The sequence below is a fragment of the Synechococcus sp. RS9909 genome (assembly GCF_014279595.1).
In the GTDB taxonomy this organism is placed as follows: domain Bacteria; phylum Cyanobacteriota; class Cyanobacteriia; order PCC-6307; family Cyanobiaceae; genus Synechococcus_C.
The window spans coordinates 198806-221699 of record NZ_CP047943.1 but is presented as its reverse complement, the minus strand read 5'-3'; the positions used below and the strand labels follow the sequence as shown (position 1 = coordinate 221699).

At 64.5% G+C, this 22894-nt stretch carries 19 protein-coding genes and 3 pseudogenes; 6 read left to right on the top strand and 16 right to left on the bottom strand.

Translation table 11 applies throughout. The annotated features are described in order from the left end of the window. Window positions 1–2 precede the first annotated feature (2 nt). From pseF to SynRS9909_RS01055, 13 genes and pseudogenes are all read right to left on the bottom strand, one after another. Window positions 3–686, bottom strand: coding sequence for a pseudaminic acid cytidylyltransferase (gene pseF, locus SynRS9909_RS01115; protein WP_007100919.1), 684 nt, complete (start codon window positions 684–686; stop codon window positions 3–5). Next, complete coding sequence (pseC, locus tag SynRS9909_RS01110) at window positions 683–1585, bottom strand: UDP-4-amino-4,6-dideoxy-N-acetyl-beta-L-altrosamine transaminase (RefSeq protein ID WP_007100920.1); 903 nt, start codon at window positions 1583–1585, stop codon at window positions 683–685. The genes pseF and pseC overlap by 4 nt, the downstream gene beginning before the upstream one ends. Continuing rightward, a complete protein-coding gene (pseB, locus tag SynRS9909_RS01105; protein ID WP_007100921.1) occupies window positions 1582–2601 on the bottom strand; it encodes a UDP-N-acetylglucosamine 4,6-dehydratase (inverting) in 1020 nt (339 codons plus the stop codon). Before pseB ends, pseC begins: the two co-directional genes overlap by 4 nt. A gap of 22 nt (window positions 2602–2623) precedes the next feature. After that, window positions 2624–4435 carry an ABC transporter ATP-binding protein gene (locus SynRS9909_RS01100; RefSeq protein ID WP_007100922.1) on the bottom strand — a complete coding sequence of 604 codons (1812 nt, stop codon included), beginning with the start codon at window positions 4433–4435 and terminating at the stop codon, window positions 2624–2626. Between the two features lie 330 nt (window positions 4436–4765). Beyond that, window positions 4766–5926: an IS5-like element ISSysp5 family transposase gene (locus SynRS9909_RS01095; RefSeq protein WP_007100924.1), complete on the bottom strand. Its 1161-nt coding sequence runs from the start codon at window positions 5924–5926 to the stop codon at window positions 4766–4768. Between the two features lie 79 nt (window positions 5927–6005). Further along, window positions 6006–6857, bottom strand: a complete 852-nt coding sequence (locus tag SynRS9909_RS01090; protein ID WP_007100925.1) for a DUF2887 domain-containing protein — start codon at window positions 6855–6857, stop codon at window positions 6006–6008. A gap of 174 nt (window positions 6858–7031) precedes the next feature. Next, window positions 7032–7649 carry a Uma2 family endonuclease gene (locus SynRS9909_RS01085; protein ID WP_007100926.1) on the bottom strand — a complete coding sequence of 206 codons (618 nt, stop codon included), beginning with the start codon at window positions 7647–7649 and terminating at the stop codon, window positions 7032–7034. Between the two features lie 26 nt (window positions 7650–7675). Next, window positions 7676–7789: pseudogene (locus SynRS9909_RS14140) on the bottom strand (DUF4351 domain-containing protein); the annotation flags it as partial. Between the two features lie 130 nt (window positions 7790–7919). Next, a pseudogene (locus SynRS9909_RS01075) lies at window positions 7920–8099 on the bottom strand (DUF4351 domain-containing protein); the annotation flags it as partial. 120 nt (window positions 8100–8219) lie between these two features. Beyond that, on the bottom strand, window positions 8220–8381 hold the full coding sequence (locus SynRS9909_RS01070; RefSeq protein ID WP_007100927.1) for a hypothetical protein: 162 nt from the start codon (window positions 8379–8381) through the stop codon (window positions 8220–8222). 230 nt (window positions 8382–8611) lie between these two features. Further along, entirely contained in the window at window positions 8612–9016 is a 405-nt protein-coding gene (locus SynRS9909_RS01065; protein ID WP_007100929.1) for a type II toxin-antitoxin system VapC family toxin, read from the bottom strand. Between the two features lies 1 nt (window position 9017). Beyond that, complete coding sequence (locus SynRS9909_RS01060; protein ID WP_007100930.1) at window positions 9018–9263, bottom strand: hypothetical protein; 246 nt, start codon at window positions 9261–9263, stop codon at window positions 9018–9020. Between the two features lie 149 nt (window positions 9264–9412). Then, window positions 9413–9661, bottom strand: a pseudogene (locus SynRS9909_RS01055) (GDP-mannose 4,6-dehydratase); the annotation flags it as partial. Between the two features lie 270 nt (window positions 9662–9931). Here SynRS9909_RS01055 and SynRS9909_RS01050 point away from each other — a divergent pair. Genes SynRS9909_RS01050 through SynRS9909_RS01025 form a run of 6 tightly spaced genes read left to right on the top strand, consistent with a single transcriptional unit; the run spans window position 9932 to window position 18517 of the window. Further along, window positions 9932–11197, top strand: a complete 1266-nt coding sequence (locus SynRS9909_RS01050) for a polysaccharide biosynthesis/export family protein (RefSeq protein WP_240307730.1) — start codon at window positions 9932–9934, stop codon at window positions 11195–11197. Beyond that, window positions 11194–12999: a Wzz/FepE/Etk N-terminal domain-containing protein gene (locus SynRS9909_RS01045; RefSeq protein WP_186593775.1), complete on the top strand. Its 1806-nt coding sequence runs from the start codon at window positions 11194–11196 to the stop codon at window positions 12997–12999. Before SynRS9909_RS01050 ends, SynRS9909_RS01045 begins: the two co-directional genes overlap by 4 nt. A gap of 8 nt (window positions 13000–13007) precedes the next feature. Then, window positions 13008–14063 carry a UDP-glucose 4-epimerase GalE gene (galE, locus tag SynRS9909_RS01040; protein WP_007100933.1) on the top strand — a complete coding sequence of 352 codons (1056 nt, stop codon included), beginning with the start codon at window positions 13008–13010 and terminating at the stop codon, window positions 14061–14063. Window positions 14064–14086: 23 nt separating this feature from the next. After that, window positions 14087–15508, top strand: a complete 1422-nt coding sequence (locus SynRS9909_RS01035) for a hypothetical protein (protein ID WP_186593774.1) — start codon at window positions 14087–14089, stop codon at window positions 15506–15508. After that, window positions 15489–17642: a selenide, water dikinase SelD gene (selD, locus tag SynRS9909_RS01030; protein WP_007100935.1), complete on the top strand. Its 2154-nt coding sequence runs from the start codon at window positions 15489–15491 to the stop codon at window positions 17640–17642. Before SynRS9909_RS01035 ends, selD begins: the two co-directional genes overlap by 20 nt. Continuing rightward, window positions 17639–18517 (top strand): sulfotransferase, encoded by an 879-nt coding sequence (locus tag SynRS9909_RS01025; protein WP_162858301.1) that lies wholly within the window; start codon window positions 17639–17641, stop codon window positions 18515–18517. Before selD ends, SynRS9909_RS01025 begins: the two co-directional genes overlap by 4 nt. On the opposite strand, the gene SynRS9909_RS01020 is transcribed toward SynRS9909_RS01025, so the two are convergent. From SynRS9909_RS01020 to SynRS9909_RS01010, 3 genes are read right to left on the bottom strand one after another with little or no spacing between them, the layout of a single operon-like run. Further along, window positions 18499–19614, bottom strand: coding sequence for a hypothetical protein (locus SynRS9909_RS01020; protein ID WP_038000948.1), 1116 nt, complete (start codon window positions 19612–19614; stop codon window positions 18499–18501). The genes SynRS9909_RS01025 and SynRS9909_RS01020 overlap by 19 nt on opposite strands. Then, a complete protein-coding gene (locus tag SynRS9909_RS01015; protein WP_007100938.1) occupies window positions 19611–20468 on the bottom strand; it encodes a hypothetical protein in 858 nt (285 codons plus the stop codon). The genes SynRS9909_RS01020 and SynRS9909_RS01015 overlap by 4 nt, the downstream gene beginning before the upstream one ends. Before the next feature lie 35 nt (window positions 20469–20503). Continuing rightward, a complete protein-coding gene (locus SynRS9909_RS01010; RefSeq protein WP_007100939.1) occupies window positions 20504–22894 on the bottom strand; it encodes a UvrD-helicase domain-containing protein in 2391 nt (796 codons plus the stop codon).

Here is a 22894-nt window from a genome sequence, read left to right as displayed (position 1 = left end):
ATTTAATTGTTGATGAATCTGTGCAATATTTCGGCTCGCTTCCAATCGTCGTCAGTGTCGATGTCGACGACGCGCCAGCTGGGCACTATCAAGCCTATGCCAGCCGAATGCATCATTGCATATGCGGTCCAAGAACTTGCTCTTCCCCAATAAAACTGCCCAGTATCATGATACGTTTTCTCTAAGTCTTGGGTTCTGGTTAATTCATGCTCTGGCTGAAGTAATTGCATTTGGCCAGTTGGAAGACGACGCATCGCACGCTGGATTGGGTGAGAGTATTCAGTTACGGGGTAGACAAAAGAGGAGTCATATGTTTGCAGCAGCCCAAACGCAGCAGTTAGGTCAGATGTTTTGAGGAAAGGGACGCAAGGATAGATGCAGCAGGCGTACTCGATGCACCAGCCAATCTCCTGACAAGTCTCGACCGCATGAGCGATGACAGGTACCGTCGGCGTTAAATCGTCAGCAAGATCAGCCGGCCTGATAAACGGTATCTCTGCCCCGGCGGCCTGTGCCACATTAGCAATATCTTCATCATCAGTGGATACAATGATTTTATCGAACAATCCTGACTGAAGGGCAGAGTCAATTGCCCATGCAATCATTGGCTTGCCACAAAAATTACGAATATTTTTGCGAGGTATGCGCTTGCTGCCACCCCGAGCGGGAATTACGCAGATTTTCATGCTGCAACCTCAGGCACCTCCAGCAATCGCACCGGCAGATCCGCCAGCAACTCTCGGTAGCGCTGCGGTTTTCGGTTGCGCTCCGCCACGATTGAATCAAGCCGCTGCAACTGGCTCAGGCCCAGCGCCGCCTGGATGTCGGTGATCCGGTAATTGAAGCCCAGCTGCTGCTGCTCATACACCCAGGGCCCAGCCGCTGGTCGCTCAAAGCGCTCGCTCTCGCGCACGATGCCGTGGCTGCGCAACTCCGCCATGCGCTGGGCCAGCAGCGGATCATTGGTGGTCGCCAGACCGCCTTCGCCGGTGGTGATGATCTTCACCGGGTGGAAGCTGAACACCGTGATGGCGCTGTGGCGGCAGTTGCCCACCGGCTCGCCCTGGTATCGGCCTCCAATCGCATGGCTGGCGTCCTCCAGCACCGCAAAGCCATAGCGCCCAGCCAAGGCCCCGATCGCCGCCATGTCGCAGCTGCTGCCGGTGAAATGCACCGGCACCAACACCTTCGGCAGGGAACCGGTGCGTTCGGCCTGCTCCAGCTTGTTTTGGAGTGCGGCCACGCTCATCAGTCCGGTGGCAGGGTCGATGTCGACAAAATCGACCTCCGCACCGCAGTAGCGGCCGCAGTTGGCCGAGGCCACAAAGGTGATCGGCGAGGTCCAGAGTCGATCGCCTGGCCCCAGCCCCAGGGCCAGGCAGGCGATGTGCAGAGCGCTGGTGGCGCTGTTCACCGCCACCCCATGGCGAGCACCCACCTTGGCGGCCACCGCCTGCTCAAAGGCAGGCACCGCTGGCCCCTGGGTGAGGAAGGGGCTGCGCAACACCTCCACCACCACGGCGATGTCGGCTTCGGTGATGGTCTGGCGGCCGTAGGGGAGGAAGGGCCTGGGCTCGCTGCTCATGCCGGCACAAAGGCAGGGTCCACGTGCTCGCGGATCAACGCCCGCAGCTGCTCCACCGTGAGGAAGTCTGGGTTGGAGCCGGAGTTGTAGGCGAAACCCGGTGGCACGGCGGTGCTGGTGATGCCCGCCTCCTGATAGCGCTGCTGCACGCGGCCATCGCTGGGCAGGATGGCGTAGTAGGCACCCAGGTCGATCGTGGTGAAGCTGTCCGACGCCGTGATCATCTCCTCGTGGATCTTCTCGCCGGGCCGGATGCCAGTGATCGGCTTCTCGCAGCTCGGCCCGATCGCCTCGGCCACATCGGTGATGCGGTAGCTGGGGATCTTGGGCACGAACAGCTCGCCGCCCAAGGCATGCTCGAGTGTCCACTGCACCATCGCCACACCCTCGCTGAGCGAGATGTTGAAGCGGGTCATCGCCGGATCAGTGATCGGCAGCACGCCGGTTTTCGCCTTTTCCAGAAAGAAGGGAATCACCGAGCCGCGCGAGCCCATCACATTGCCGTAGCGCACCACGGAAAAGCACAGATTGCGGCTGCCCTTGATGTTGTTGGCGGCGATGAACAGCTTGTCGGAGCAGAGCTTGGTGGCGCCGTAGAGATTGATCGGGGCGGCGGCCTTATCAGTACTCAGGGCCACCACCCGCTTCACATCGGTGTCGAGGCAGGCCTGCACCACGTTCTCAGCGCCGAGCACGTTGGTGTTGATGAACTCGATCGGGTTGTACTCCGCCGCTGGCACCTGCTTGAGCGCTGCTGCATGCACCACCGTGTCGACCCTCTCTAGGGCTCGACGTAAGCGATTTTGATCGCGCACATCGCCAAGAAAAAAGCGCAGCTGGGGATATTGACTCTCTGGATAGAGCTGCTGCAGCTCCCACTGCTTGAGCTCATCGCGGCTATAAACCACCAGCCGCTTGATGTCGGGGAAACGCTTTAGGGTTTCGGCGATGAACGCCTTGCCGAAGCTGCCGGTGCCGCCGGTGATGAGGATGCGGGAGCCTGAGTTGAATAGCATAGAAAAACACGAGGATTAACAATCAGGCTTGAGCGGCCAAAACAAGCTGAGGAGGTCCATCAGCTGCAACAGTGCCTTGAGCAAGGCAAATCACCCGATCACAGCGCTCCACCGTGCTCAGCCGGTGGGCAATCATCACGATCGTGAGCTCCTGGCTCAACGCATTCACCGCGTCCATCAACGCCTGCTCCGTGGCAGTATCCAGCGCGCTGGTGGCCTCATCCAACACCAGCACCTGCGCGTTCTTATAGAGCGCTCGGGCAATGCCAATTCGCTGGCGCTGGCCGCCGCTCAAGCGGATACCCCGCTCGCCCACAAAGCTCCCATAACCCTCCGGGCTCGCCTCAATGAAGCTGGCGATCTGGGCCTGGGCCGCCGCCTGCCACACGCGGGCCAGGTCGATCTGATCGCGGGGCACGCCAAAGGCGATGTTCTCAGCAATCGAGCTGTCGGCCAGGTAGATGCTCTGGGGCACATGAGCAATCGCCGCCCGCCAGGCCGCCAGCCGCTCCGGATGCGCCGGATCATGCAGATCCATCCCATCCACCAGCACCCGCCCGGCGCTGGGCGCCAGCAGACCCATCAGCAGATCCACTGTGGTGCTTTTGCCGCTGCCGGTGCTGCCGATCAAGCCAATGCGCTCGCCGCGGCGGATCTCCACCTCCAGCCCCCGCAGTACTTCCGTCTGCTCCGGCCCATAGCGGAAGTGCACCGCCGCCAGGCGGATGCCCTCGCGCAGGGGCAGCGGTTCGGCCACCTGCACCAGCGGCGGCAGCGGCTGGTTGAGCATCGCCAATACAGCCTGAATTGCAGCGTTGTAGCCCTTCAACGCCGCCCAACCGCTGTAGATCTGCTGCAAGGCGGGCAACAAGCGTTGCGCCCCCAAGGCCAGGGCACCCAGGAGAGGAATCACAGCAGCGCCGCTGCCTCGCTGCCACACCAGCAACCCACCGAGCAGGGCAATCGCCACCATGCCCAAGGCTTCGAGTGCGTAGCGGGGAAAAGCGCCTAAGAAAATATTTTTCGCCTGAAGCTGGCGTTGGGGGCGATCGGCTTGGCGGTAGATCTGCAGATAGGTGGATTGGCTGCCATCGAGCAACACATCGCGAATGGCACCAAGCCCTTCCTGTAGCGCTTTGAGCTGCTGGCTGGAAGCCTCAGCGATCCTTTGGCCATTGCGACGCAACTCCCGCCGCGCAGTCATCGCCAAAACTCCGTAGGCACTGCCAAACAGGGCCGCAGCAGCCACAGCCACCGGTGCATCAATCACCAGCAACCCCGTGAGCAGGCCGGCGGCCACCACAGCAGAGGTGATCAGCTGCAGCAGAGCATTCAGAGCCACCACCGTGAGATTGATCTGGGTGGTGGTGCCCGTGATCACCGCGGCGCTGTTGCGCTGCACATGTACCCCATAGGGCTGATACAGCGTGCGCCGGTAGGCCTCACAGCTCAGGTCAGACCCCACCGCTGCCGCCAGCCGGCCGTTCAGCCATAGGTTCGCCAGCCGCACCACCGCCGCCAGCACCGCCGCCACCGCAAACGCCAGCGTCGCCGGCAACAACAGCTCGCTCGCTTCCGTGAAGCCCACCCGCGCCGCCAGCACCTGCACCAGCGGTTGCTGCCACAGCCGCTCCGGGTCGCTCAGCACCGCCAGAAACGGCAGCACCGCCCCCAGCGACACCAGCTCCGCCCCGCCACTGGCCAGCATCACCACCAACAGCAGCCCCAGCTGGATCCGCCGCCGGCGGCTGAGGTGGCCCCAGATGCCCAGCAGCAGGGTGCAGGTGGATTGGGGCGGGCTGGTGGTTGGGGTGGTGATTGCGGGTGCCGGCATCAGGGCAGCAGGAATGGGGTGGGCTCAGCAGCAGGGGAAGCAGCCGCGTTGCTGAATCGATCAATGGTTGAGCTGCACAGAACCCCGCGCAGTCGCCGTGGGCCCCGTCCACCAAGGCATCCCGTGCATCCGATCACATTCTGGCTTAAGAGTTTGCAGAAAAACTGCCTTGCTGGCCGCGTTTTCCCTCCTGAACGCTGACCGCGCTCCGTTCGGGCTGGAGTTCAGCGATTCAGCGGCTCAGAACACAAGATTTCAGGCGTTTGGCCCCGCTGGGGCTGCCTGATCGCTGGCACCTGCACACACCTCTGGGCAACCATCTGTTCATGGTCATGCCGCTGCCATCGCCGGCCACTCCCTCGGAGAAGGCTTCGCCTTGAGCAGGTTGCCCATGCGAATCAGGTTGTAGGCGATCACATGCAGGCCAAACACGGCGCTCACTTTCTCAGTGCCGCGCAGCTTGAATTGGCGCAGTCCGCCCCACTGCTTGATCCAGCCAAACACCTTCTCGATGCCGCGGCGGGCATGGATCGACTTGGCGTAGCCCTCGTGGCGGGCAGTGCGGCCATCGATCGCTGATCCACCAGGGCGAGCTGTGTTCTGCGCCACATGGGGCGTCACACCGATGCGGCGCATCTCGGCGACAAAGCCCCGGGTGTCGTAATTCTTGTCGGCGCCAAGAGTTTTCTGGTGGGCACCGGGACGATCTGCAGCCATCGCTTTGGCGGCATCCCGTTCTCCGGTGCCCGTGGCCTGCGTGACTTTGCAATCCACGATCAGGGCATGGCGGTTGTCCATCAGCACATGGCCCCGATAGCTCGGTTGGGCCGGGTGAGCGTTGGATTTCCGGGCCAGCAAGGCCTCGGGATCGGTGCTGGAGCGGTGGGTCTGGTTGCTGAGCTTGATGCCACGGAAATCAACCTTGGCACGCTTCTTGCCCTCTTTGGGCTGACCAAAGCCCTCGCCAGGTCCTGATGGCGGCGGCGGGGGATCGTCCTGACCGTCGATCCGCTCCAGCGAGGCATGGGAGGCCCAGGCCTGCAGCAGCGTGCCATCCACTGAGAAGTGCTCATCGCTGAGCAGCGGTTTGACTTCTGGTGCACCCATCAGCTTCTCCAGGAACTTCCCCATCACCTGGTCATTGAGCAGCCGCTCACGGTTTTTGGTGAATGTGGTGGGGTGCCAGATCGGATCATCAGGGCTCAGCCCCACAAACCAGCGAAACAGGAGGTTGTAGTTGAGTTGCTCGAGCAACAACCGCTCCGAGCGAATGCCGTAAAACGCCTGCAGCAACGAGGCCAGCAGCAGCTGCTCGGGTGGCACTGAGGGCCGGCCTTCTGCGGCATACAGCGCGCAGAAGGTTGGATTGAGCCGGTCGAGAGCCTGATCGGCCAGTTTCCGGATCCGCCGCAGCGGATGGCTGGCCGGAATCCTCTCCTCAATCGACACGTAGGAAAACAGGGAGCCGCTGCGCTCTCGCTGACCTCGCATCTCAGCTGGGCAGTTGGCCCATTTTCGCAGAGACGACGGGGTTTTTCAGCAAACTCTTAGGGCACCAGCTGGAAGCGATTCAGCTGTTGGAGGACAACCAGGCGGCGAGGTCGTCGGCGCCCTGGAAATCGAGCAGGGCTTCCGCCAGGGTCTCCAGCTGCTCCAGCGGCAGGGACTGGATGCGAGCGGTGGTGGCTTCGCTCAGGGGGCCGCAGCGGCGGCTGAGCTGGCGCAGGGTGACGGCAGCTTCGCCTTGTTGGCGGCCTTCCTGGCGGCCGATGCCGGCGATCTCCTGGTAGATCCGGCTGTGGGTGAAGTCTTCAACGGTGATTCCGCCCATGGCACAGACCTCAGGGATGGAACGACTTGGAAAGCGTGTAATCAAGATAGCGGCGATCACATCATCGAGATCACTCTCCAGGGCTGAACCCGTGGCGGCCTGGCGCAACTCTTCGCTGCTCGAAGGAAGCTCCCTCTCGGGCTCCAGCAGCAGTGCCAGCAAACGCTGCAGCAGCGGCACCGGCTCCTGCCAGCGTTCGCGTTGAAGCTCCACCCAGCGCACCCGGTGTTCCAGAAATTCGGCTACCGGCTGTGGCGCACCGAAATTCAGCAGCCGCGAGGGCGTGATCACCACCACCTGCCAGTGGTGGATGGTTGGCTCTTGCTGGAGCAGACGCGCTGATTCGGCGTACAGACGCCGCAGAAAGCCCGGATCCGGTGCCATCTGCGCCTCCAGGATCAGAGCCGGAAGGTCTGGACGATCCGCCGCCGGACGAAACAAACCATCCAGCCGGTATTCCCGTTCTTTCAGAACCGGTGCCGTGAAGCTGTAGCCCTCGGCGTCCACCGGCAGTTCACCGCACAGGCTGACGATGCGATCGGGCTGGTTCTGGAACAGCCAGAAAAAGAGCTTGTCGGAGAGCACTGCCACCTCACACCGCCGCCATTCTGGCGAGCGCCGCTGGAGCTGCAGCTTGGAGGGTTCAGACGCTGGTCGTCAGCCAGGCCGCCTAGTGCCAGGGCTTCCAGCTGAAGGTGACGATCGGGTTCGATGTGATCCACGAGCGCAGCGGCCCGACTAAGGCACTGCTGCCAAGCGCGCCACTTAACCCGCCCAGATCTCAGCCAGCTGCAACTGCAGCCCGGGGAACTCAGGCGTGGCCTCCAGCACGTCAATCTGCTCCAGGCGTTGCGAGGCGCCGCTGGCGGGCCACACCTCCACGGCCTGCTGATCAGGCAGCAGCAGCCAACCCAGCCGGGCGCCATTGGCCTGATAAGAAGCCATTTTCTGGCGCAAGGCAGTCACCCCCCGCGGCCCCTCGTCGCTGGGGCTGGACAGTTCCACCACCAAGTCGGGGCAGAGAGGTGCAAAGCGTCGACGCTCTTCCGCACGCAAAGCCTGCCAGCGCTCCAGACAGACCAAGGACGCATCAGGGCTCAGAACAGAACCGTCTGGCAGTTGGAAACCAGTGGAGCTATCGAAGGCTTTCCACTGCGCTGTGCGGTTGGCGTACAGCTTGAGCTGAAAGAAGAGCTCTCCGTTGCGGGCTCCGGTTTCGCCACCTGTTGGCGTCATCGTAATGACATGGCCATCCGCGGCCAACTCAAGCACTGCCTCACGGTTTTCAGCGCACAGCAGTTCGAACTGGTCGGGGGTGAGCCGCAGATCTGTAGGGAATCTCAGCTGCAGGAGATCCGGATGTGGGCTGGTGGTGAGGGTCATCGCCGCTGGCCGGTGCCCTATTGACGCTAGCTGGACAGAGCGCCACGGGCTGGCAGGTCGTCGGGGCCTGTGAAGTCGAGCAGGGCGCCGGCCAGGGCCTCGAGCTGCTCCAGGGGAAGGGACTGGATGCGGGCGATGGTGGCCTTCGGCGAGCCAGTCCTGGGCCAAGTTCACTCGGGCTTGGGCTACTCGACAAGTCGGATGGAGTGACACCGAATAGCGCATCACCAGGGCATTCGCCCAAGTCTTAGAGCACCAGCTGGAAGCGATTCAGCTGTTGGTGGACAGCCAGGCGGTGAGGTCGTCGGCGCCCTGGAAATCGAGCAGGGCTTCAGCCAGGGCCTCGAGCTGCTCCAGGGGGAAGGACTGGATGCGGGCGGTGGTGGCCTCGCTCAGGGGGCCGCAGCGGCGGGCCAGCTGGCGGAGAGTGACGCTGGCGGCTTCCTGTTGGCGGCCTTGCTCGCGGCCTTCCTCGCGGCCCTCCTGCCGGCCTTCGGCTAGCCAGTCCTGTACCGCCGGGTGTGACGGATTTCTTCTCGAGGGATACCGGCGATCTCCATGATTTCTGCCTCAGTGAGCTGGGGAAACCGTTGCACCAGCAGTCTGTTGACTGCCCGCGGGCAGCTCGGCCTCGGGCCGCACGGGCAGGGTGAGCAGGTTGAGCAGTGGATCAAGATCCTGCTGCCGGCTCAGCGCTTCCAGGCTGATCCAGTGCACCTCGGCCAGAAACACCTGGAGCTGTCACGGTAGCCGAGCGGGACCCAGCTTGTGCCGTTGGTGGGGTGTGATCACCATCACCTCCAGCAGCACCACCGGGCCAGAGCACACCATCGAGGCGCTATCGCCTCGATTCGGCAGCAGGGAGCGAATCAGGTCTGGAGCGCTCTGAAAAACGCGGTAAGTCCACGCGATCGCTGTTCAAACGGAGCGTGGCACTGGCTGAGCCAACAGATAGGGAGCGGCTACGGCAAGACCTGCGTGGCAAGAGCCATGAGTTTTTGATCAGCCGTAAGCAGCACGGCCGCTTCTCGGCGCGCCAAAGCCAGATAAAGGCAATCGTAAACCGGGTGATCCAGATGACACGCCAGTGCCAGTGCTTCCACCTGAAGGTGACGGTCGGGTTCGATGTGATCCACAAGCGCAGCACCCCGGCTGAGGCACTGCTGCAAGCCTTCGACCTGCAGCTGACCAGCTCTCTGTAGCCGCCAGAGAGCATTGGACACTTCAGTGAGCATCAGCTCAGGCGCCAGAACCAATTCAGCGTCGACAACCGCTTGCTGAAAGGCAACTGCCTGAGGAGATCCCTCAATGATCCGCACCACCGCCGAAGCATCCAATACGAGGCTGCGTGATTTCAGCGAAGCCACCTCAACGCTCCCTGTCCTGGCGGATCAGCGCTTCTGGAGATGGCTCAAATGCAGCTCCACCACGCTCTTCCGCCAAAGCGGCCAGATCGGCAAGAGCCTGCCGACGCCGCTCACGCGGATCGCCACCACTGGCCTCCTGCAAATCCATCAGGGCTTGCTGGCTCAAACTGCGGTGAGAGCGCCGTGCCCGCAGCTGCAGGAGTTGATGCAGCGGGTCTGGCAAGTCGCGGATTTGAAGGGTGGCCATGAGGCGAATGCAGGCGTTGCATGCACTCTAACTGCATCCTGCATGCGTGCGAGGCAGAGACGGGCCAAGTCAGTCCACCGACTGTTTTCCAGTTCTGTACAGACCGCACAGAAGGCCGGGCACTCCTGGTGAAGCCCAGCAGAGCTCCTGTCGCGGGCGTGGCCCCAGTCGCGCAGTGAGTCGAGATTGCCCATGTAGAGGCAGTCGTCGAGTCCGGCATCCACCCGCGCCAGGCCCCGCGTGATCTTGCGCGTCACAAACGTTTCACCCCGCCGCGGGCTCTCGTGGTTGAACAGCACCCCGTTGCAGGCAAGCATCCCGTAGCTCTCCTTCTGCGGGATCTCCTGCACCAGGATCCGCAGCGTGCCCAGCGCATCGCTGTTGGCGGTGGACGCCGGATCCGGCTGGTATTGAACGAGGAGGCGCGCTGTTTGATGCCATACACAACGTTCAGGTCATCGTGCAGGCACATCACCTCTGCCTGCGGTCGCAGCGGACAGGAGCAGGGCTCAACTGTCTCGGCCACGACGTCGTGGGGCGAGTGTGCCACGGCTTCGGCACCAATCCAAAGCAGGGCATCGCAGCAGGGCAGCTCAGCAGGCGCAGACGGCTGTGCACCCGACCCCAGCGCTGCACCCGGCACCGGGGTGTCGCGTACGTTCTCCTGCATGAATACGTTGATCCATCAACGACGTCGTACGGTCGGTTGGCTGGGAACCGCTGTGCTGGCCAGCAGTTTCGGACTGCCGGCGGCCATGGCGCAGCAGCAGTTGCAAGAGACCCTGCAGCTGCGCGAATCGGTGAGCGAAACGATCACGATCAGCGCCCCAGGCCAGGCCCCAGCGCCGCGGCCGATCCCCACCGCCCCGATCCAGGACGCCTACATCCTCGGCCCCGGTGATGCGGTGGTGGTGGAGCTGCTCGATGTGCCCGAATACTCCGGCGTGTTCTCGATCGGCCCCGACGGCACCCTTTATCTCCCCCGCCTGCGCTCCCTTTACGTGGAAGGGCTCACGGTGGAGGAGCTGCGCTACTTCCTCACCCAGCAGTTCAGCGCCTACGTACGCGATCCCCAGGTGTTCGTGAGCCCGGCCGCCTACCGGCCGATCCGCGTTTACATCGGCGGTGAGGTGCAACGCCCGGGTTATTACTACCTCTCCGGCCAGCAGGGGGTGGTGGGAGCTGAACAGGCCGGTTCTGTCGCTCAATCCGGCTCGATCAACCTGGCCACCGGCCAAATCGGCACAGGCACAGGCACAGGCACAGTCAACCCTGCCGCCCAGGTGGGGCCCCGGATCGAGGGAGTGGAGATCAACCGTGGCCTGCGCCTTCCCACCGTTTTCGATGCCCTGCGCACCGCCGGTGGCGTCACCCCCTTCTCCAAGCTGAGCGAGGTGTCCGTCACCCGCAAGCGCCCCCTCAGCAGCGGCGGCGGCAAGATGCGCACCCAGCTCAATTTCCTCGAGCTGATCACCGACGGCAACGAAACCCAGAACATCCGCCTCTTCGATGGCGACACCGTGGTGGTGGCCCGTTCGCCGGTGGAGCTGCGCGAGCAGATCATCAAGGCCGGCCAGACCAACCTCAGCCCCGATTTCGTGCAGGTGTTCGTCACCGGGCGCGTGCGTGACCCCGGCTCCAAGGTGCTGCCCCAGGGCGCCTCGCTCGATCAGGCCCTCGCCGCCGCCGGCGGCCAAAAGCTGCTGCGCGGCCAGGTGGAGTTCATCCGCTTCAACCGCGACGGCAGCACCGACAAGCGCAAATTCTTCGTGGGCGGGCCCTCCCCCGCCGGCTCCTTCAAGAACCCGATCCTGATGGCCGGCGATGTGGTGCGCGTCAACGACTCGCCCCTCTCCGCCACCGTCACCGTGCTCAATGAGCTCACCGGCCCGGCCGTGGGGATCTATTCGGTGTACAGCCTCTTCAAGGAATGACAACCACCGCCCCCGCTGAACAGCCCCTGCTCGCCCAGCCCGGCGCCGATGATGAGATTGACTTGCGCCAGGTGGCCGGTGCCCTGGGGCGCCGCTGGACCTGGATTGTGGGAGGAGGTGCTCTCGGCCTCTTGATCGCAGGGATTCAACTCGCTCGCACAAAGCCGGTGTATCAGGGCGAGTTCCAGATCGTGCTGTCCGGAGAGAAGGCTGGTGGGGCAGCATCCCTGCTGTCCCAGAACCCTGCACTGGCAGCCATCGCCGGCCTTGGTGGTGCCGGCGGCAACGATTCGATCGCCACCGAGGTGCAGATCCTCAACAGCCCCTCGGTGCTGCTGCCCGTGTTTGATGCCGTCAAGGCGCGCAAACCACCTGAAGTGGCAAAAGCAATGCGCTTCCAGGACTGGGCCAAATCGGCGATCACCGCCGAAGAGGAGAAGGGCACCTCCGTGCTCAACGTGGAATTCCGCGACACCAACGAACAGCTGGTGCTGCCGATCACGCGCATGATCTCCCAGGCCTACCAGAGCTATTCCAACCGCGGCCGTTCCCGCGAGCTCAGCAACGTGATCGCCTACCTCCAGGCCCAGATCGCCCAGATCAAGCCCCAGGCTGAGGCCAGCAGCCGCGCCGCCCTCGATTATGGCTACGCCAACGGTCTCGGCCTGCTCGACGGCCTGCCCCTCGCCGGCAACGTGGCCGGTGCCGGTGTGTCGAAAGATGGCGTTGGCTCTGGCGCATCGGTGGGAGGCAGCGGCGGCAGCGTTGAGGCGGCCCGCACCGCCGCCCAGCAGAAGGTGAAGGCGCTCGAGGTGCAGATCCAGGAAGCCACCAAGGCCGGTGCCGGTTCGCTCTACTTCGCCTCCCAGCTCGCGTCTCTCACCGACAAGTCGTCGACCTTCGACCAGCTCACCTCGGTGGAAACCCGCCTGGCCGAGCTGCGCTCCCGTTTCAAAGACAGCGACCCCCTGGTGCAGAAGCTCCAGCGCGAACGCAACACCCTGGTGCGTTACATCAATCAGCAGACGATCGCCCTGCTCAAGGGGGAGCTCGATCTGGCCAAGGCCAACCTCCAGGCCCTCGATCGCCCCAAGGATGTGGTGAGCCGCCACCGCGAACTCACCCAACAGGCCCTGCGCGATGAAGCCACCCTGGTGACCCTGCAGAACCAGCTCAAGCAGTTCGAGCTGGAGCAGGCCCGCGCCACCAGCCCCTGGGAGCTGATCTCCACCCCCACCCTGCTCGACAAACCCGTGAGCCCCCGCAAGGGCCGCACCCTCGCCCTCGGCCTGCTCGCCGGTCTGGTGCTGGGCAGCGGTGGTGCCCTGGTGAGCGACCGCCGCAGCGGCCGCGTCTTCAGCAGCGACGAACTGTCTCGCGACCTGCCCGGTCCCCTGCTCGAGCGCCTGCCCTGCCAGGGCGAGCTCGCACCGCAGGCCTGGAGTGGCCCGATCCAGCTGCTCGCCGATGGACCCCTCGCCGCTTCAGGGCTCGGCAGCGGTGGAGAACGTGGTGCGGTGGCCCTGATCCCCGTGGGCAACCTCGATCCCGCCGCCCTGGAGGCCTTCAGCGCTGAGCTGCGCCGCGCCCTCGGCAGCAGCCGCGAGCTGGTGGTGAGCCGCGATCTGCTCGCCACCCGCGCCTGCAGCACCCAGCTGCTGCTCACCGCCCCCGGCGCCGCCAAGCGGGAGCAGCTGCGTCAGCTGCGCGAGCAGCTCGCCCTCCAGGGCAGCCCGGTGGCCGGCTGGGTGTTGCTCGACACAGGGCTCGCATCCGGGTTCAACGCCGAAGGCGAGGCCTGAGCTCCGCCATGGCCCGTTTGCTCATCACCGGTGGTGCCGGCTTCATTGGCAGCCACACCTGCCTGGTGTTGCTCGAGGCTGGCCACGACCTGGTGGTGCTCGACGATTTCTCCAACAGCTCCCCCATCGCCCTGGAGCGCGTTCAGGAGCTGGCGGGTGTGCCGCTCGTGACGGATCGGCTCGAGCTGGTGCGCGGCGATCTGCGCGATGCGGCCCTGCTCGAGCGGATGTTCTCCGGCGCCGCGGCCGCCGGCTCCCCGATCGAGGCGGTGATCCACTTCGCCGGTCTCAAGGCCGTCGGTGAATCCGTCGCCCAACCCCTGCGCTACTGGGACGTGAACGTGGGCGGCTCCCGCGCCCTGTTGAGCGCCATGGACGCCCATGGCTGCCGGGTGCTGGTGTTCAGCAGCACGAGCACGGTGTACGGCGAGCCAGAGGTTTTCCCTCTCACCGAAACCACCCCCACCAACCCCATTCACCCTTACGCCCAAACCAAGCTGGCCGTGGAGCAGATGCTACACGCACTGTCTGTTTCAGGCCCCTGGCGGGTTGCTGCCCTGCGTTATTTCAATCCCGTGGGCGCCCACCCCTCGGGACGCATCGGCGAAGACCCGCTGGGGATCCCCAACAATCTCTTCCCCTTCATCACGCAGATCGCCGCTGGACGGCTGAAGCAACTCAAGGTGTTCGGCAACGACTACCCCACCCCCGATGGCACCGGCATCCGCGATTACCTGCACGTGATGGATCTGGCGGAGGCCCATAGCGCTGCTGTTGAGCACCTGCTTCAGGCCAATGCCCCCACCTCCCTCACCCTCAACCTGGGCACGGGGCAAGGGCTCAGTGTGCTGGATGTGGTGCATGGCTTTGAAACCGCCACAGGCATCACCATCCCCTACGAAGTGGTAGGACGCCGCCCCGGTGATGTGCCCAAACTGGAAGCCTGCCCCAAGCAGGCGGAAGCCGTGCTCGGCTGGAAAGCGCAGCGCTCCCTCGCCGACATGTGCCGCGATGGCTGGGCCTGGCAATCGGCCAACCCCCAGGGCTACCGGGGGGCGACTTGATGGCGACAGGTGGGGTGCGGTTGGTGAGGCGCCGCGCAGGGCGCCGCCAGCGCTGGCTCGCTCTGGTGGGGGCCGGGGCCCTGCTGGGGGCGGGAGCGGGAGCTGTTGCAAGTGCCCCCCTGCGCGCTCAGGTGGTGTGGGAACCGGTGACCCCCAAGCAGGCGGAGGAGTCACAGATCCTGGTGCCGGCCGTGGATGGTGGCGGGCCAGCGAAAGCCCCTGACGGCAGCCAGGAGAACGCTTCGCCGATCGTCTGGGAGCCGGTGGAAGAGCCCAACCGCGACGCTCGCGGGAGCGGGCCCCAACCCGCGGCGCCAGCCATGCCCCAAGCGGTGGTCTGGGAGCCGGTGCCCAGCAGCGACAGCGAAACCCTCGCCGGCGAACCCACCACCATCACCACTGAGGTGGTGTGGGAACCGGTGCCCAGCACCGATGCGATCGCCGAGGTTGAAGAGAGAACAGAGGTCCAGATCCAAGTGACTGAGGGCGACGGAAGCACTGAAACCATCACCGCTGAAGACTCCACCACCGTGGTGGTGGAAGAGAAGGAAGCACCGCCGCCCGAGGCGCTGGCGATCGAGCAGGACCAACCCAGCCGCGTGCCCGAACTGCCGCCGCCGCCGAAGCTGCAGGCGCTGGATCGCTCCATTGCCTTCTCAGACGGGCTGGTGGGTCCTGACATTGGCTGGTTCGTTCCCAATGGCTTCCGCTGGAGCCAGCGTTGGTTCGGTGATGTGGCTGTGCTGGGCAACAGTCGTCGCGCCAAGGATGAATCCTTCTTCGCCTGGAACAACGGCGATGCCACCGCCATTCTCAACGTGAATGTGCTGCAGGCGGGCAGCTGGAGCGTTGGCCTCAACACCTCCTTCCGCAGCGTCTACCAGGGAGACAACGCCGCCGGTGGCACCACCCAGGTGGGTGAAGGTGTGGCCAGTGGCTTCCGCATCGCCACAGCCATCGGCGACACTGGCGGCATCGCCTTCGGTGGTGAACAGGTGATCCAGTGGGATGACAACACCGACACCGGCCGCAACCTGTATTTGATGGCCTCCAAGGGCTGGTGGCTCGGCAGCGGCGGCAAGGATTACCCCCTGTTGATTGCCAATGGTGGTTTCGGCACGGGACGTTTTGCCAACCAGAGTGTCAACAGCTGGGAAAACCCGCTGCGCTTTGCCTGTATTGATGGCGTGGAAGACCGCACGGGGTCGTTCGCGGTCGACAACGATCTCTGCTGGAGTCCGATCGGCACCCTCAGCCTCGTGGTGAACGAGTGGTGGGGGATGTTTGTGGAATACCGCAGCGGCACTGCTCAGGCAGCCGCCTCAATCAATCTCACCGGCGGCATTCCCTTTCGTCTCACCTGGGGTGTGAATTTCGCCGAAAAGAACGAGGTTCAGGATTGGGATGCACTCACCTGGGTCTTTCGTGCCAGCGTCGGCTTCTGAACATCTGCTGCTCGCCGGCGGTGGCCACAGCCACGCCCTGCTGCTGCGCCGCTGGGCGATGCAACCGCAACGCCGGCCGCCGGGGTTGATCACCCTCGTGAGCCGCAGCCGCACCAGCCTCTATTCCGGCATGATCCCGGGCCTGATTGCCGGCGATTACCAGCCAGGCGACGTGAGCCTCGATCTCGCCGCCCTGGCCGATCGAGCCGGCGTCGCCTTCGTGCAGGCGGAGATCACCGGGATCGATCCCCACAGCCAGCAGCTGCGGCTGCAGGACCGCCCCGCCCTTCACTACGAGCGCCTCAGCTGCAACCTCGGCTGCATTACCCCGGCACTGGAAGGCAGCCAGGCGATCAAGCCCCTGGAGCCGGCCCTGGCCTGGCTGGACAGCCAGGATGCTGAGGACGGGGCTGCTGGTGATCGCGAGACTCCGGCATCACCCTTCACGGTGGTGGGCAGTGGTCTGGCGGCACTGGAGGTGGTGCTCGCCCTGCGCCAGCGCTGGCCCCAACGCCGCCTGCAACTGCAAGCCCGCAACCTCGATCACCTGCCGGCCTCCCTACGCACCGCCTTGAAGAACGCCCGAATCCAGCTGCTGGCTGCCGAGCCAGCAGGTCGCGGCCCCGTCTTGAACTGCAGCGGCAGCCGTGCTCCCGCCTGGCTCGCCGCCAGCGGCCTGCCCTGCGATGGCCGAGGGCGCCTGCGCACCAACACCAGCCTGCAGGTGCTCGGCCATCCCGAGATCCTCGCCGCAGGTGATTGCGCCGTGATCGACGCGGCGCCCCGGCCGCCCTCGGGCGTCTGGGCCGTGCGCGCTGCCCGGCCTTTGGCCCGGTCCCTGGAATCGCTGGCGGCTGGCCGGACACCACCCCCCTGGTACCCCCAGCGCCGCGCCCTGCAACTGCTGGGGAATCGCCCCCAGGCCTGGGCCCTCTGGGGGCCGCTCTGGTTCGGCCCGCAGCGCTGGCTCTGGCGCTGGAAACAACGGATCGACCGGCGCTTCATGGCGCGCCTGCAGCCGCACTCAGCCATGACCGGTGCTGCAGAGGGTGCGGAGCAAGCCGCCATGCTCTGCCGCGGTTGCGCCGCCAAGCTGCCAGCCCAGCCCCTGCAACGGGCACTGACCAACGCCGGCCTCGATCGCCTTGGCCGCCTGCCGGAGGATGCCCAGTCCCTGGGCCATGACGATCAAGGCCAGCTGCTGTTGCAGAGCGTGGATGGCTTTCCCGCCCTGCTCAGCGATCCCTGGCGCAATGGCCGCCTCACCGCTCTCCATGCCTGCTCCGACCTCTGGGCCTGCGGAGCCCTGCCCCGCTCGGCCCAGGCGGTGGTGACCCTGCCGGCCGTGGCTGAGGGCCTGCAACAGCATCTGCTCGGCCAGAGCCTCGCTGGCATCCGCGACGCCCTCAGCGAACAGGGCGCCGAGCTGATCGGCGGCCACACCCTGGAAGCACGCAACAGTGGCCCAGAAGCCACTCCGAGCCCAATCAGCTTGGGGTTGCAGATCAGCCTCAGCGTGCAGGGTGCCATTACACCCGAGCGCTTCTGGCCCAAGCGCGGCCTGCAGGCCGGCGATCAACTCTGGTTGAGCCGTCCGCTCGGCACCGGCGTGCTCTTTGCTGCCGCCATGGCCGGTGTCGCCACAGCCGCCGACCTGGAGCGGGCACAGCAGCAGATGAACCAAAGCCAACACGAGCTGGTGGAGGCACTCCAAGGCCTGCAACGCCATGATCCCGGCGCCATCCATGCCGCCACCGACATCACCGGCTTCGGACTTCTGGGTCACCTCTTGGAAATGCTGCCGCCGGATCGCTCACGCCGCCTCCAGCTCCACGCCGAAACGATCCCGGCCCTCCCCGGTGCCCTTGGCCTGCTCACTGACGGGATCGCCAGCAGCCTCGCCCCCGCCAACCGCCTGGCCTGGCGAGCGCTCGAGCCGGACGGCGATCAACCAGCCGCCGTCACGCTCCAGCTGGGGGCGATGACGGCAGGCAGCAGCGCTCACCAGGCCCTGCTGGAACTGTTGGTGGATCCCCAGACCTGCGGCCCACTGCTGATCGCCTGCACCCGCAGCTTCAACGACCGGATCCGGCACACCAATCCAGGTTGGCGGCCGATCGGATCGGTGTTGTGACCGAAAAGCTGTTCATTCTCGGACTGGGGGCCCAGAGAGCCGGCACCACCTGGCTGCACCAGCAGCTGAACCGCTGCGATGCCGTCGACATGGGCTTCACGAAGGAATACAACGCCCTCGTCAATCCCAAAGCCAGCCTGCGCGGCCAATGGCGTCGCCATCGCCGTCGCCAGGAACAACTGAACGCCAGCTTCGGCTCGGCGCGCCGCTTCAGCCATGAGGAGTTTCTGGCTCTGCCCACCGAGCAGAAACAACTCCTCATGCGGGTGCGCCATCACCACTATCTCGACTATTTCGATCACTTAGTGGCGGACAACCCCACCATTCACGCCACCGGCGATATCTCGCCTTACTACGCCCAACTCCATGCCGACAGGCTGCGCCACATCCGCCGTCAGCTGCGCCGCCGTGGTTTCACGGTGAAGCTGATTTTTTTGTTGCGCGATCCAGTCGATCGGATTCAGTCGCAGCTGCGTTTGATTCGGCGCGAGGGGCATGTGCCGGAACTCAGCCGGATCGCTGATCCGGATCGGGCTTTGGCCGTGCACTATCGGTCGGCGCGCTGTGAGCGCCATAGTCGCTACGAACACACATTGGCGGCGATCGAGGCCGCGTTCCCTGCCAACGATGTGCTGGTGGAGTTCCACGAGCGCCTCTTCCAGCAGCACAGTCACACCAGGCTCGCCCGGTTCCTCAATCTCAAACTGCCGCCGCCCGAGCTCACGAAAAAAATCAATGCCGCGCCAGGCCCCCAGTTCCGCGACACCAACTTGTTGAGAGCCATCGCGCATCATTACGCCCCCACCTACACCGCCTGCCGAGAGCGCTTCGGCGATCAGGTCGAGCAGCTCTGGCCCTACGCGCGTCTGGTGTGAGGCAGGGGCAACCGCTCCGCCAGGGCATGCAGCGGAATCGCCGGATAGAGCGGCAAGGTGTGGCTCTCAGCACGTAATTGCTCGCAGTAACGGTCAAAACTGTCGCGACAAATCTCCTCTTCAGCCTCAGACAGACAACGACGCAGCATGTGTTGCTCGAGCTCAAGATCGAGCGTCTCAAGCGGATGATTCGGGGCCTGAAGGTAGCCGTTCTGCACCCAGAGATAGGCCAGCAGCCGAAGGCGAACAGGTAAATCGCCTGCGTGGATGAGCGTTAACGCCTGATCAAGATCCGCACTCTTGGCATCGCGGAAGCGATTGTTGAAGGTTTTCAGCAGAGCGTCACGAAAACTACGCGACCAGTAATGCACCAGTGCAAAGCCGAAAATCCCCGCCGGCGCCGAAGCAGGACCAGGGACGGAATCCTGAGATGAGGGATGCAGGCGAAAGGCATGGTCGTGAGCCACCCCAGCCATCCGTTCGGAGCGAATCAACGGTTTGCCCACGTGCCCCCAGAAGCCCCCCAGCTGCTGATCAGCCGGTTCCAGGCAGGGACGCATCAACCAGGGGAAAAACCACTGCGCTGTCTGGGGAAACACCGCTGCCAGTTGGACCACGCTCAGATCTGGCCGGAGCGGTTGCAGGTATTCATCGCAGTCGACCATCAGGGTGAAGGGCGCCTGCTCGGCGAGGGATGCAAAGGGAAGGCTGTGCAAAGCAGCACTCGGATCCCGATCCGCCGGCAACCGGTGCACGCAGAGGTCCAATGCTTCAGGCGCACCCATGGCAAGCAGCTCCTCGGCCTCGGCTTCGCTCTGCACGCAGACCTGGAGTCGGCGCACGCCGAGACCGTGATAGTGCTCCAAAAAGCAGGTCCAGTAAGGCCGCTCAATCGCGCAATAACGGGTGAGCACCTGCACATCCACGAGCACCTCAGAGCGCTCCAGCGGCTGCACCCCTCCGGAGCAGGGCGTCAGCGAACGCAGCAGCCGCTTGGCACCAAATCCGTTGCTCAAATCGCCATCCCGAGGCTGGGAGGTCGTCTTCGACGTTTTGACGGTCTTGCCCTTCAGCCGCTGCAGCAAAGAACGCATCATCGAAAATTCAACACACCACGCCAGCCGTCCTGAAAACGTGCTTTCAAAGCCGAGCGGCCCTTCAAGCGGGAGTAGGGCATGCCGATGCAGTGAAACCACTCTGGATGTCGTTGCAGGCATTCCGAAAACAAAGTCTCCGCATCATTGCCGTAGGGCATCGCATAAGCGGCTTCAGCAACGGTGGTGAAGAGATCCCGCACCTGAGGCCAGAGAGTGCGCGGCGCCGAAAGGTAAGAGGCATTGAGGGGAAGCTGGCGTCCAAGCCGGCGCATCTGACTGCCGTAATGGGAGAGCCTTCCAGGGCAATTCGCTGTCAACCAGAAGCGCCAGTTGCTGCGGCTGCGATTGAACCGCGACACGGTGGCATCAATCCACACCACGCGATTCTCACTGGCCTCCAGAGCACATTCGGCAGCCAGGGCGGGTTTACTCAGCCAGATGGCATGCATGCGATGAAACGTCTCCGCTCCTGAACCCTTGAGATCGCGCCAGTAGTGAATCACGCCCTTCTCGCCGCCGAAACGATCGGGGCGACTCCAGGCATCCAGCTGCATGCGGCGGCAACACTCCACCAGCTGCTCCGCCATGGTCCAGGCCGGAAGCTGCTCGATCTGTCGTTCCTTCAACTGCAGCTGAATCGAACGGGCGGCGCAGAGATCACTCACCCACTGCGAAACCGCATCGCCACTGGTGAAGAACACCAGTGACTGCCCCCGAATCAGATCGAGGCTGTGCGGCAGCAGAGTGTTGTAGTGCTCCCCGGAACGCTTCTGATTGCCACGGATCGACCAGTAGCCCGACACATAGCAATGGGTTTCAGCGGAGACCGAAACCAGCTCCCGGCGTGGACCCATGCGGCCGATGCAGCAAGGCGTTGACAGTACTGCCCCTACTCACGCAGCGGCTGAATCGGCGCCAGGCGCGGATCGAGGATCTTCGGGCCCATGCCGGCGAATTTCACCGCGATCGACACCTTCTCGCCGCTGCCGAAGGTGTGGGTGATCTCCCCCTCGCCAAAGCTGCTGTGCAGCACCCGATCGCCCACGCTCCAGCTCTTGCCCGGTGCCGGGCCCGCCTGACGCCGACGCACCGCATTGGCGGGGGCCGCCCGGCGCGCATCGTCCCGATCCACCCGGGTGAGCCGCTCCAGCCGTTGCTCCCGCCGCAGCGCCGCACCACCGCTGCGGGGCACATCGCCCTGCACCAGGGCCTCCGGCAGCTCGGAGAGGAACACACTCGGCACCGCCGCCTCGCGCATGCCGCCCCAGAGCCGGCGCTCACTGGCGTGAGAGAGAAACAGGCGCTCCTTGGCGCGGGTGATGCCCACGTAGCAGAGCCGCCGCTCCTCCTCCAGCGAGGCCGGATCATCGAGGGAGCGGTAACTGGGGAACAGCCCCTGCTCCAACCCCACCAGACACACCACCGGAAACTCCAGCCCCTTGCTGCTGTGCAAGGTCATCAGGGTGACGCGATCGGCGGCCGTGTCCTTGCTGTCGGCGTCACTCGCGAGGGCCGCCGAGGCCAGGAAGCCCTCGAGATCGCCCTCGTCGTTCTCCTCCTGGTATTGCAGCGCCGCATTCACCAGTTCCTGCAGGTTGCGGCGCCGCTCCTCCGCCTCATCGGTGGCGTCGGCGATCAGCTCACTCACATAGCCGCTCTGCTCCATCACCGTCTGGATCAGCTCCGACGGAGCGGCGTCATGGATCCGTTCCTTGAGGCCACCGATCAGCTCGCAGAACTGCAGCAACCCCTTGGCGGAACGGCCCCCGAGGGAACGCACCGCCTCCGGATCGCTCACCACATCCCAGAGCGGAATGCCGAGCTGATTGGCCGCATCGGTGAGCCGCTGGATCGTGGTTTTGCCGATGCCGCGCCGCGGCACATTGATCACCCGCAGCAGGCTCACGGTGTCGGCCGGATTCACCAGCAGGCGGAGGTAGGCGAGCAGATCCTTGATCTCGCGCCGGTCGTAGAAACGCAGACCACCCACCACCACGTAGGGAATGCGCCAGCGCACCAGCGATTCCTCGATCGCCCGCGACTGGGCATTGGTGCGGTAGAGCACCGCCATGTCGCCCCAACCCAGCTCCGGGTTGGCCGCCTCCATCATGCGCAGCCGGTGCACCACCGCTTCGGCTTCGGCGATCTCGTCGTCGCAGCGGGTGAGCGAAATCAGCTCCCCCTCGCCGCGGGTGGGCCTGAGCACCTTGTCGATCCGCTCGCTGTTGTGGGCGATCAGGGCATTGGCCGCCTCCAGGATCGTGGCGGTGGAGCGGTAGTTCTCCTCCAGCTTCACCATCGTGCGGGTGCTGTCGTCGGGAGCCTTGTCGCCGAAGTCGTCCTGAAAACCCATCAGGATCGTGAAATCGGCGGCGCGAAAGCTGTAGATGCTCTGGTCGGCGTCGCCCACCACGAACACGGAGCGGCCGCTCCAGTTGTCGTACACCTGCGGATCCTTGCCGTCGGTCACCAGCAGCTTGATCAGCTCGTATTGGGTGCGGTTGGTGTCTTGATACTCATCCACCAGCACATGGCGGAAGCGGCGGTGCCAGTAGGCGCGCACCTGCTCGTTCTGCTGCAGCAACTGCACGGGCAGCAGCAGCAGATCGTCGAAATCAAGAGCGTTGTTGGCCGCCAGGGCCTTGCGGTAACGGCGATACACATCGGCGGTGAGCTTGCCCCGCTGCCCTTCCGCATTCGCCTCCAGGTCATCCGGCAGCCAGCCCTGGTTCTTGGCGTTGCTGATCGCCCAGCGCGTCTTCTTCGGATCAAAGCGCTTGGGATCCAGCTGCAGCTCCTGGGTGACGATCTCCTTCACCAGACTTTGGGCGTCGGTCTCGTCGTAGATCGAAAACTGCTTGGTCCAGCTCAGGCCTTCCGCATCCTTGAACTTGTCGATGTCAAAGCGCAGCATCCGCGCGAACAGAGCATGGAAGGTGCCGATCCACAGGTCCTTGGTCACCTCCCGATAGATGCGGGAACGCAGCTGCCGCTGCTCCACCGGCGGCAGGGTGCTCCAGGGCTGGCCGAACTGGCTCTGGGCCAACCGCTGCGCCAACAGCAGTTCCAGCCGCTCCTTCATCTCCCGGGCCGCCTTGTTGGTGAAGGTCACCGCCAGGATCTGGGCCGGATCAGCGCCGTGCTCGCCGATCAGATGGGCAATCCTGTGGGTGAGGGCCCGGGTCTTGCCGCTGCCCGCACCCGCCACCACTAGCAGCGGCCCTTCGTGGTGATCCACCGCCCGCCGTTGGGCGTCGTTCAGGCCGGCCAGAAAGCTCAT

What these genes read in the sequence shown, in the direction of transcription:
- pseF (WP_007100919.1), bottom strand. Translation starts at nt 686, where the DNA reads ATGAAAATCTGCGTAATTCCCGCTCGGGGTGGCAGCAAGCGCATACCT.
- galE (WP_007100933.1), top strand. Translation starts at nt 13,008, where the DNA reads ATGGCCCGTTTGCTCATCACCGGTGGTGCCGGCTTCATTGGCAGCCAC.
- SynRS9909_RS01085 (WP_007100926.1), bottom strand. Translation starts at nt 7,649, where the DNA reads ATGACCCTCACCACCAGCCCACATCCGGATCTCCTGCAGCTGAGATTC.
- SynRS9909_RS01045 (WP_186593775.1), top strand. Translation starts at nt 11,194, where the DNA reads ATGACAACCACCGCCCCCGCTGAACAGCCCCTGCTCGCCCAGCCCGGC.
- SynRS9909_RS01010 (WP_007100939.1), bottom strand. Translation starts at nt 22,894, where the DNA reads ATGAGCTTTCTGGCCGGCCTGAACGACGCCCAACGGCGGGCGGTGGAT.
- SynRS9909_RS01060 (WP_007100930.1), bottom strand. Translation starts at nt 9,263, where the DNA reads ATGGCCACCCTTCAAATCCGCGACTTGCCAGACCCGCTGCATCAACTC.
- SynRS9909_RS01020 (WP_038000948.1), bottom strand. Translation starts at nt 19,614, where the DNA reads ATGATGCGTTCTTTGCTGCAGCGGCTGAAGGGCAAGACCGTCAAAACG.
- pseB (WP_007100921.1), bottom strand. Translation starts at nt 2,601, where the DNA reads ATGCTATTCAACTCAGGCTCCCGCATCCTCATCACCGGCGGCACCGGC.
- SynRS9909_RS01095 (WP_007100924.1), bottom strand. Translation starts at nt 5,926, where the DNA reads ATGCGAGGTCAGCGAGAGCGCAGCGGCTCCCTGTTTTCCTACGTGTCG.
- pseC (WP_007100920.1), bottom strand. Translation starts at nt 1,585, where the DNA reads ATGAGCAGCGAGCCCAGGCCCTTCCTCCCCTACGGCCGCCAGACCATC.
- SynRS9909_RS01100 (WP_007100922.1), bottom strand. Translation starts at nt 4,435, where the DNA reads ATGCCGGCACCCGCAATCACCACCCCAACCACCAGCCCGCCCCAATCC.
- SynRS9909_RS01015 (WP_007100938.1), bottom strand. Translation starts at nt 20,468, where the DNA reads ATGGGTCCACGCCGGGAGCTGGTTTCGGTCTCCGCTGAAACCCATTGC.
- SynRS9909_RS01050 (WP_240307730.1), top strand. Translation starts at nt 9,932, where the DNA reads ATGAATACGTTGATCCATCAACGACGTCGTACGGTCGGTTGGCTGGGA.